This is a genomic window from Stenotrophomonas sp. STEN240, assembly GCF_056756175.1.
Genome location: NZ_JBRRBO010000035.1, coordinates 11,807 through 21,675 on the forward strand (window position 1 = coordinate 11,807; position 9,869 = coordinate 21,675).

Annotated in this window: 8 protein-coding genes; 5 read left to right on the forward strand and 3 right to left on the reverse strand. The window is 62.6% G+C overall.

What is annotated here, in order from left to right; genetic code table 11:
• Positions 1-15: 15 nt before the first annotated feature.
• Together ACVOKO_RS14160 and ACVOKO_RS14165 are read right to left on the reverse strand one after the other, a co-directional pair.
• Entirely contained in the window at positions 16-1,650 is a 1,635-nt protein-coding gene (locus ACVOKO_RS14160) for a TldD/PmbA family protein (RefSeq protein ID WP_346499545.1), read from the reverse strand.
• A gap of 283 nt (positions 1,651-1,933) precedes the next feature.
• Positions 1,934-2,833 (reverse strand): LysR family transcriptional regulator, encoded by a 900-nt coding sequence (locus ACVOKO_RS14165; RefSeq protein ID WP_346499546.1) that lies wholly within the window; start codon positions 2,831-2,833, stop codon positions 1,934-1,936.
• 104 nt (positions 2,834-2,937) lie between these two features.
• Here ACVOKO_RS14165 and ACVOKO_RS14170 point away from each other — a divergent pair, with 104 nt between their 5' ends.
• Positions 2,938-3,711, forward strand: coding sequence for an SDR family oxidoreductase (locus ACVOKO_RS14170; RefSeq protein ID WP_346499547.1), 774 nt, complete (start codon positions 2,938-2,940; stop codon positions 3,709-3,711).
• Between the two features lie 161 nt (positions 3,712-3,872).
• Here the strand turns inward: ACVOKO_RS14170 and ACVOKO_RS14175 are convergent, their stop codons facing one another.
• Positions 3,873-5,501 carry a TldD/PmbA family protein gene (locus tag ACVOKO_RS14175; protein ID WP_346499548.1) on the reverse strand — a complete coding sequence of 543 codons (1,629 nt, stop codon included), beginning with the start codon at positions 5,499-5,501 and terminating at the stop codon, positions 3,873-3,875.
• Positions 5,502-5,661: 160 nt separating this feature from the next.
• On the opposite strand from ACVOKO_RS14175, the gene ACVOKO_RS14180 reads away from it, so the two are divergent.
• From ACVOKO_RS14180 to ACVOKO_RS14195, 4 genes are all read left to right on the forward strand, one after another.
• The gene (locus ACVOKO_RS14180; protein ID WP_346499550.1) at positions 5,662-6,294 is read left to right on the forward strand and encodes a DUF938 domain-containing protein; all 633 of its coding nucleotides are present in this window, start codon (positions 5,662-5,664) and stop codon (positions 6,292-6,294) included.
• Positions 6,295-6,342: 48 nt separating this feature from the next.
• Positions 6,343-8,247, forward strand: coding sequence for a M61 family metallopeptidase (locus ACVOKO_RS14185; protein WP_346499551.1), 1,905 nt, complete (start codon positions 6,343-6,345; stop codon positions 8,245-8,247).
• A gap of 204 nt (positions 8,248-8,451) precedes the next feature.
• The gene (locus ACVOKO_RS14190) at positions 8,452-8,823 is read left to right on the forward strand and encodes a hypothetical protein (protein WP_346499552.1); all 372 of its coding nucleotides are present in this window, start codon (positions 8,452-8,454) and stop codon (positions 8,821-8,823) included.
• Positions 8,824-9,101: 278 nt separating this feature from the next.
• On the forward strand, positions 9,102-9,548 hold the full coding sequence (locus ACVOKO_RS14195; RefSeq protein ID WP_346499553.1) for a DUF1579 family protein: 447 nt from the start codon (positions 9,102-9,104) through the stop codon (positions 9,546-9,548).
• Positions 9,549-9,869 lie beyond the last annotated feature (321 nt).

The following is a 9,869-nucleotide window of genomic DNA, read 5'->3' on the forward strand; positions in this document are numbered from 1 at the left end:
AAAGCTCCTTGACGATCAGCCGAGGCTGCGCGCGGTATTGATGACGTTGATGCCGTCGAAACGGGCGGTGGACGAGCCGTGCGACACGGCCGAAACCTGGCCCGGCTGGCCCTTGCCGTCGAAGAACGAACCGCCAAGGCGGTAATCGCGTTCGTCGGCCACGGCACTGCAGGCGTTCCAGAATTCCGGCGTGCGGATCTGGTAGGCCACGTCCTCGAGCATGCGGGTGATCTGGCCGTTCTTGATTTCATAGAACAGCTGGCCGCCGAACTGCGCGTTGTAACGCTGCTGGTCGATGGAGAACGAACCGTCGCCGATGATGTAGATGCCGTTTTCGACATTCTTGATCATCTCGGCCACCGACAGCGGGGTCTTGCCGGCGGCCAGCGACACGTTGGCCATGCGCTGGAACTGCACGCTGGACCACGAGTCGGCATAGCAGCAGCCATCGGACTCTGTTTTGCCCAGGATATGCGCCTGATCGCGGATGGTCTGGTAATCGACCAACTTGCCGTCGCTGATCAGCGGCCAGCGCTTGGTCTTCACGCCTTCATCGTCGTAGGCGACCGCACCCAGCGAGCCCGGCTGCACCTTGTCGGCGAAGATGTTGACCTTGTCGCTGCCGTACTGGAAATGCGCCTCGCGCTTGTCCAGCGTGGCGAAGCTGGTGCCGGCGTAGTTGGCTTCGTAGCCGAGCACGCGGTCCAGTTCCAGCGGGTGACCGACCGATTCGTGGATGGTCAGCCAGGTGTGCGAGGGGTCGAGCACCAGATCGTACTTGCCTGGCTTGACCGACGGCGCCTTGAGCTTTTCCTGCGCCTGCTTGGCGGCGGCGATGGCGTCTTCGCGCATGTCATAGGACATGCCGTAGACAATCACGCCGTTGGGCAGCACGGTCTTGCCGGAGGCCTCGCCATCCAGGTATTCGTAGCCCAGGCCCATCGGCGAGGACAGCCCATCGCGGGTGCGGAACTTGCCGCTGGCCTTGTCGATGGCGGTGACCGTCATCGGTGCCCAGATGCGGTGCACGTCCTGGTCGATATAGGAGCCGTCGGTCGATGCGAAGTACTTCTGCTCGTTGACCAGGAACAGCATCGAATTGACGAAGCTGGCACCGGCATTGATCGCCGCGGCATTCACGCCCAGCAGCAGATCGGCCTTGTCCTTGATCGGCACTTCCATCGCGTTCTTCTTGATCGGGGTGCGCCAGCTGACCTCACCGTAGCCGGGCGCCTTGGCGAACTGCACCGGCGCGGTCTGCACTTTTGCATTGGCCTTGGCGATGGCAGCGGCCTGCTGTGCGGCCTTGACCACACCGGCCGGACTGAGGTCATTGGTTGCCGCAAAGCCCCAGGCGCCATTGACGATGACGCGGATGCCGGTACCGGTGGATTCGGTGTTCACCACGTTCTGGACCTTGTCCTCGCGGGTGATGACGAACTGGCGCAGGTAGCGGCCGATGCGCACATCGCAGTAGCTGGCACCAGCGGCCTTGGCCGCGTTCATCGCATCATCGGCCAAGCGCTTTTTGAGCGCGGGGTCGAGTGCGGTGACCAGTTGTTCGGCGGCGATGGCCTTGCCGAAGAAGGACGGCACCATCAGGCCGCCAGCGGTAAGCCCGGTCAGGGCTAGGAAGTCACGTCTCTGCAAGGCTGCTCTCCACGGGGCAAGGCCCGCAAGGCGGGCACTACGGCAACAAACGACGGTGGCTTCGCGGTGGACTGCGAACTGTTCGATTTTTGCGGGACGCGGTTTGCAGCGGTAGTGACTTTAGGCATGGAAGCGGTGGTTATTTGGATTTTCTGCGAACAAGCAACCCCTCCCCAGCCCTTACCTTGGCCTATGGCCAAAAAGAGGGAGTACGCCCCCTCCCTTTCGCGTAGCGAAGGGGAGGGTTGGGGAGGGGTAAGCTTTTACGCATGCGGGCACCCACTCACCCAACCGCTTCCTCCAACACCTGCTGCAACCACTCCACGAATACACGCAGCCGCTGCGAGGGATGGCGGCGATGTGGAAACAGCAGATGCATCGGCATGGGGTCGGCACGATGCGCTGGCATGACTTCCAGCAGGCTGCCGGCAGCCAACTCCGCGCGCACGTCGTAGGCGGGAATCTGGATCAAGCCCAAGCCGGCAATACAGCAGGCGATATAGGCTTCGGCATTGTTGACGGTGACACGCCCCGCCATCGGTTGGCTGCGCAGGATGCCGTTCTCGCGCCATTCCCAGGCTTCCACCCTGCCGCTGCCGGGCGAGGCATAGAGCACACCCCAATGCGTGCCCAGCTGCGATGGATGCAGCGGCATGCCATGCGCCTCCACATAGGCGGGACTTGCCACGTTGATCAGCGGCAGCTGACCCACACCGCGCGCCACCAAGCGTGAGTCCTGCAGCGGGCCGACCCGCAGCGCGCAGTCCACGCCGTCCTCGACCAGGTCGATGCTGCGATCGGTCATGCCCAGCTCGACGTCGATCTGTGGATGCGCCTGCAGGAAACCGGGCAATGCCGGGGCGATGATCAGGCGGCCGATGCGCCCGGGCAGGTCCACCTTGATCCGCCCACTCAAGGTGTGCGGCGATTGCCGGAACAACTGCTCGGCCTCGTCCGCATCGGCGATCAGTTGCTGGCAGCGGGCATGGAACAGCAGGCCATCCTGGGTGGGCGTGACCTGGCGGGTGGTGCGGTGGAGCAGGCGCGTGCCCAGGCGTTGCTCAAGCGTGCGCACCGCCTCGGAGACCGTGGAGCGGGGCAGGTTGAGCTGGTCGGCGGCGCGGGTGAAGCCGGCGCAGTCCACCACACGGACGAAAACCCGGTACAGCTCGATACGGTCCACGGCGATTGTCCGGATTGGCCGACAAGTGAAGTCAGGATGACCGGCTTTATCCGGAAATCCAAGCCGATAGGCTCTGAGGCATTCCCCAGCCACAGGAGTTCGCCGTGACCGACCACCGCATCCAAGGCAAGACCGTCCTCATCGCCGGTGGCGCCAAGAACCTGGGCGGCCTGCTGGCCCGGGACTTCGCCCGTCAGGGCGCCCGCGGCGTCGCCATCCACTACAACAGCGACGCTGCCCGAGCCGAGGCCGAAGCCACTGCCGAGGCGGTGCGCGCCGCTGGTGCTGACGCGCATCTGTTCCAGTCCGACCTGACCTCGGCCACGGCGATGGAGCAGCTGTTCCACGATGCGAAGCAGGCGCTGGGCCGCATCGATATCGCGGTCAATACGGTTGGCAAGGTGCTGAAGAAGCCGATGACACAGATCAGCGAGGCCGAGTTCGATGCGATGGACGCGGTGAACAACAAGACCGCCTTCTTCTTCCTGAAGGAGGCCGGCATCCACCTCGCCGACAACGGCAAGGCATGCACGCTGGTGACCTCGCTGCTGGGCGCGTTCACGCCGTTCTACTCCAGCTATGCGGGCACCAAGGCACCGGTGGAGCACTACACGCGTGCGGCGGCCAAGGAATTCGGCGAACGCGGCGTATCGGTGACCGCGATTGGCCCGGGACCGATGGATACGCCGTTCTTCTACCCGGCCGAGGGCGCCGACGCGGTGGCGTACCACAAGACGGCGGCAGCGCTGTCACCGTTCTCCAAGACCGGCCTGACCGACATCGAGGACATCGTGCCGTGGGTACGCTTCCTGGTATCGGACGGCTGGTGGATGACCGGGCAGACGATTTTGGTCAATGGTGGGTACACGACGCGCTGAAAGCTTCCCCTCATCCGCCCCTTCGGGGCACCTTCTCCCGTAGACGGGAGAAGGGAGTCTACGGCTAAGCCTGCGATCTGCGAGTCCACGGCCAAGCCTGCGATCTGATAGCCCCTCTCCCGCTTGCGGGAGAGGGGTTGGGGTGAGGGCAGCTCTATGCCTTACCCCAACGACCGCGCCGTATTGATGATGTTCACCCCATTGAAGCGCGTCGTCGCCGAACCATGCGACACCGCCGATACCTGCCCCGGCTGGCCCTTGCCGTCAAAGAACGAACCGCCCATGCGGAAATCGCGTTCATCGCAAATGGCGCTGCAGGCATTCCAGAATTCCGGCGTGCGGATCTGATACGCAGCATCCTCGACCATGCCGGCAATCTCGCCGTTCTTGATCTGGTAGCAGAGCTGCCCACCAAACTGCGCGTTGTAACGCTGCTGGTCGATCGAATAGGAACCACGGCCATGGATGTAGATGCCGTTCTCCACGTCCTTCACCATCTGCGCAGGCGTCAGCGGCGCCTTGCCCGGCGCCAGCGACACATTGGCCATGCGCTGGAACTGCACGCTCTTCCACGAGTCCGCATAGCTGCAGCCGTGCGACGCGTTCTCGCCGAGGATATGCACCTCATCGCGGGTGGCCTGGTAATTGACCAGCACGCCGTCCTTGACCAAATCCCACTTGCGGGTTTTCACGCCTTCATCGTCGTAACCCACCGCACCCAGGCTGTAAGGTACGGTCTTGTCGGCGGTGAAATTGACGATGTCGCTGCCCCAGCGGAAGCCGGCCTCGCGCTTGTCCAGGGTGGCGAAGCTGGTGCCGGCGTAATTGGCTTCGTAACCGAGCACGCGGTCCAGTTCCAGCGGATGGCCAACGTTCTCGTGGATGGTCAGGAACAGGTTGGAGGGGTCCAGCACCAGATCGTACTTGCCCGGCTTCACCGACGGCGCGCTGAGCTTGGCCCGCGCCTGCTTGGCGGCGGCGATGGCGTCCTCCACCGGATCATAGGAATGGCCATAGCCAACCACGCCCCCCGGCAGCTGGTGCTTGTCAGCGGCATTTCCTTCCAAGAACTCCCAGCCCATGCCCGCCGGCGCCGATAACCCGGCCCGGGTGCGGAACTTGCCGCTGGCCTTGTCGATGGCGGTGGCAGTGAACGGCAGCCAGATGCGGTGCACGTCCTGGTCGATCCACGAGCCATCGCTGGAGGCGAAATACTTCTGCTCGTTGACCAGGAACAGTTGTGAGTTGATGAAGTTGGCGCCGGCATTGATCGCAGCGGCGTTGATCGACAACAGCAGCTCCACCTTGTCCTTGACCGGCACGGCCATCGCGTTCTGCCGGATCGGCGTCTTCCACTGCACCTGCCCCACACCCGGCGTGGGTGCCAACTGCACCGGCTTGGTCTGGATCTTCGCATTGGCGCGGCCAATGGCCAGCGCCTGCGCCACCGCAGCGGCCACACCCTGCGCGGTGGACTGGTTGCTGGCGGCAAAGCCCCACGCACCATTGACGATCACGCGGATGCCGACGCCGGCCGACTCACTGTTGGTGACGTTCTGCACCCGGTCCTCGCGGGTGACGATGGCCTGGTTGAGGTAGCGGCCAATGCGCACATCGCAGTAGCTGGCGCCGCCCTGCTTGGCAAGCGCCAGCACGGTATCGGCCAGCAGCTTCTTCTTGGCCACATCGGCCGGGGCCAACAACTCCTCGGCTGCGATCAGCTGTGCATTGGGCAGCATGAAACCGGCGAGGCCGAGGCCGGAAAGCGAAAGAAACTGGCGGCGTTGCATGACGGGCGGAACTCCAGAGCCAGCGATGCCATGCACCGCACAAGACCCTTGAATCTCTACGGGGCGAGGGTTTGAGCACAAGTGACCAACGTCATGCATGGCCGCAAACCGGCACTGCGAACTGCGGCACAATCAGCAGTGTCATCAACAGGCCCCGATAATGACCAAGCCCTACGCCGAATCCTGTGAGCGCAACAGCGCGCCCATCCTGCAGGTGCTGCAGCGCCATCTGGGCCAGGCCCGCAGCGTGTTGGAGATTGGCAGCGGCACCGGCCAGCACGCCGTGCACTTCGCTGCGGCACTGCCATGGCTGCGTTGGCAGGCCAGCGATCACCGCGACTATCTGCCCGGCATCGGCCAATGGCTGGACGAGGCCGGCTTGCCCAATACCCCGCCAGCGTTGGAACTGCAGGCGGTGATCGGAAGCGGCCTGCAACCGTTGCCGCCGTTACCCGCGCATGACGACGTTGCCGGCTTCGATGCGGTGTTCACCGCCAATACCCTGCACATCATGGGCTGGGAGGAGGTGCAGGCCGTGTTCGCCGGCTTGCCGTTGTTGATGGCGCCGGATGCGCTGTTCATCGCCTACGGGCCATTCAATTATAACGGCGCATTCACCAGCGACAGCAACCGAACCTTCGACGGCTGGCTCAAGGCCCGCGACCCGCGTTCGGGCATCCGCGATTTCGAGGCCGTCGACGCCTTGGCGCGTGCGCAGCAGCTGGTGCTGCGTGAGGACGTGGCCATGCCTGCCAACAACCGTTGCCTGGTATGGCAGCGGATGCGCGGCTGAAGCTGGCCGGGCTAGGATGCAATCACTTCAGGCAAAGGGCGGTGCGTGATGCGGGGACGTAACTGGTTGTTGGCGATGATGCTGGGTGCCGCAGCGCCGCTGGCATGCGCGCAGACGCAGCCGATGGATGCACGCGCGGCGGCAATGCAGGTGCAGGCCAGCTACCCGGGCGTGATTGAGCTGGACGTGGATGCCAGTGACCTCCAACGCCGTATCCAGCGCGTGCACCAGCGCATTCCCGTATCGGCCGGCGCGCTGACCCTGTGGTATCCGCAGTGGATCCCCGGCAATCACGCGCCTACCGGCCCGATCAACCAGATGGCCGGGCTGGTCATCCGTGGCAACGGCCAGGCGCTGCAATGGACGCGCGATTCCGGCGACATGTATGCCTTCAAGCTGCAGGTGCCGGAAGGCGTCAGCATGCTGGATATCGAGTTCCAATATCTGTCACCGACCGCCTCCGATCAGGGCCGGGTGGCGATGACATCGAACATGCTCGACCTGCAATGGCATCGCGTGCTGCTGTACCCGGCTGGATATGACGCACGCGGCATCCAGGTCAAACCCAGCCTGCGCCTGCCCGACGGCTGGCAGAGCGGCACCGCGCTCGATATCGCCCAACACAGCGGTGGCACGGAGCAGTACAAACCGGTGTCGCTGATGACGCTGATAGATTCACCGGTATTCGCGGGCCAGTACTTCAAGCGCTTCGCATTGGATGAAGCCTCAAAACAGCCCGTCTGGCTGGACGTGGTCGGCGAGAACCCGCAAGGCCTACAGGCCGATGCCAAGGTGCTGGACGCTCACCGTGCGCTGGTGCGCGAGGCCGATGCGGTATTCGGCGCGCGGCCGTATACGCGCTACAACTTCCTGCTGGCGGTGTCGGATGTGTTCAGTGGCATCGGCCTGGAACACGCGCAGAGCAGCGAGAACGGCATGCACGACGGCTATCTGCGTGGCGAGCGGCCTTTCCTCGACAACGACCTGCTGCCGCACGAGTACGCACATGCCTGGGTAGGCAAGGCCTGGCGCCCGCGCCCAACCTGGGTGCCGCATTACAACGCGCCGATGTTCAACGACGATCTGTGGATGTACGAAGGCCAGACCCAGTACTGGGCAGTCGTGTTGGCCGCACGTTCGGGCCTGTGGAAGCCGGACTACGCCATGGCGATGCTGGCCCAGTTGCAGGCCAACTACGCAACACAGCCGGGTCGGCAATGGCGTGATCTGCACGACACCGTGCATCAAGGCATCCTCGACTTCAATTCCAAGCCGCAGGCCTGGGCGGACTGGCAGCGTGCGTTCGAGTTCTACAACGAGAGCACGCTGCTATGGCTGGGCGTGGATGCACGCCTGCGCAGCCTGTCGAAGGGCAAGGTCACGCTGGATGATTTCGCGAAGCGTTTCCACCAGGGCGGCAAGCAGGGCGAGATCCGCCTGTACGACCGCGCCGACGTGATGCAGGGCTTGGAAGCGGTGCAGTCCGGCAACTGGGATGCCTTCATCGGCAGCCGACTGGATGCACGCGATGGCAAGGCGCCGGATGGTTTGGCTGCAGCGGGTTGGGAGCTGTACTTCGACGACCAGCCGAACCTGGTGATTGCAGATGGTGAAGCCGATGGCGCAACCGACCTGCAGTACTCGCTGGGCTTGAAGGTCGGCAGTGATGGCGTGCTGCAGGCCGTCGGCTGGGACAGCCCGGCATTCAAGGCGGGCCTGGCCAAGGATGTGACGATTGTTGCGGTGAACGGCTTGGCTTACAGCGGCGGGCGCATCAAGCAGGCGCTGAAGGATGGCAAGCAGAGCGGCACACCGATCGAGTTGATCGTGCGGCAGGCGGATAGTTTCCGTACCGTGCGCATCGATTACCGCGAGGGGCTGAGGTATCCGCATCTGCGGCGGATTGAAGGGACGGCGGATCTGTTGACGCGGATTTTGGCGGCGAAGCGGTAACGAACGGCCAGCGTTGCTAGCTAACCCTTCTCCCGTCTGCGGGAGAAGGTGCCCCGAAGGGGCGGATGAGGGGAGGCTTTAAAAGGCGCCCCACACAAGCAACAGCAAACCGTAGTCCGGCGCCAAACAATTCAACCAAGCCAACCCGTTACGCGGGCAACCCCAACTTCAAAGTCTGGTGCCATGAGAACATTCGTACTGGTTATGTTGATCCTGCTGTCACCGTGGGCCCGCGCATCAAGGCCGATCATGGAAGACGAAGCGCTAGCCTGCGTAAATGGCGGCACGCCCGCCAGGACGGGAGAAATGCACACAGTCTCCTTCAGCAACGGCTACGAAATGGATGTGCTGGACCCGGGCACGCTTGCTTCAATGGCTGTTCTCAAATCGTCTGGAACCTACAGCGCAACATTCAAAGTAAATGGCTTGACCACCCAGACGATCGATTTCAGCTTCAAAGGCTTTCCGGATACCAATGTCTGTTTCAGCTATGACAAATCCAAGGAGGTCTGGTCAATCAGCAGGACACCTCGCGACGTCTGTCACGCCTGCTCGCTGGAGAGTCGTGGTCACTGAAGATCTGTTCACGCAGGTGCTGGCTTGTGGTGCGGTTTTTCAGCCGTTGTAAGCGTCTCTACTGGCTGAAAGCAAATGCCCGGAGTGGAGGTGTCGTTGATGGGGTGGATCTGTGAGCGATCTACCATGGGCCAAGAGCAACGTACTGAATCGACGCGGCACTCCATGCTTTGCTGTAGATACGTACCGCGATCAGGGAATGGCGTGTTGAAAAATGGCATCGGCATGTCGAGATTCACCGCTCTGGTTCGTCGAGTAGAAACACATAGGAGAATTCCATGGCCCAGAAGCCCTTCCACTCCGAGCATCACCGCCGCCTCGACATTCTCAACGGAACGTGGCAGACCACCATCACTGCACTGGAGCCCGACGGCAGCGAAGGGGATACATCCGAAGCGTCCGATATCTACTCATGGCTGCCCAATGGCCACTTCCTGATGCATGAGATAGACGCCATGATGGGATCGCAGCGCGTGCAGTCGGTCGAGATGATCGGTATCGACAGCACTTCTGGCGAGTTCTTCAGCCGAAGTTACGATCCCGATGGCAGCACGAATGACTTCATCTCCAGGATCGATGGACGCAGCTACATGATTGACGGGAAGAGCCAACGATTCGTTGGCTGCTTCAGCGACGACGGGTCCCAGTTGACTGGCGAGTGGACCCAACTGGATGGCGATCACTGGAAGCCCTTTGTCAGGATCCTTCTTGAGAAGAAGTTGTAAGAATCAGGGCCAAGCCTATGCAGCCCATAACAGAGTCCGGAGCTCCGGGATTCAGGGTGCAGGGTTCAAGCTCAGATTGATCGAGGTCGAACTTGTTGGATGACCATTCTGTCACCTGTGTACCGTCCTTTGACCATTGTTTCCCGCTTCATTTACTGGCTCGTCGGACGGTCTCAATAGCTGGTTGCGAGCCATAGCGGACATTGGTACGGTCGAGACCGCCGCTGAGTCAGGTCACATGATAGCTTGTTCGCCGGACCTCGCCGCCTCAGGATCGAGCCGTGCCAAAGTGGGTAGCCTGCCATATGGTGCTTTGCGTAC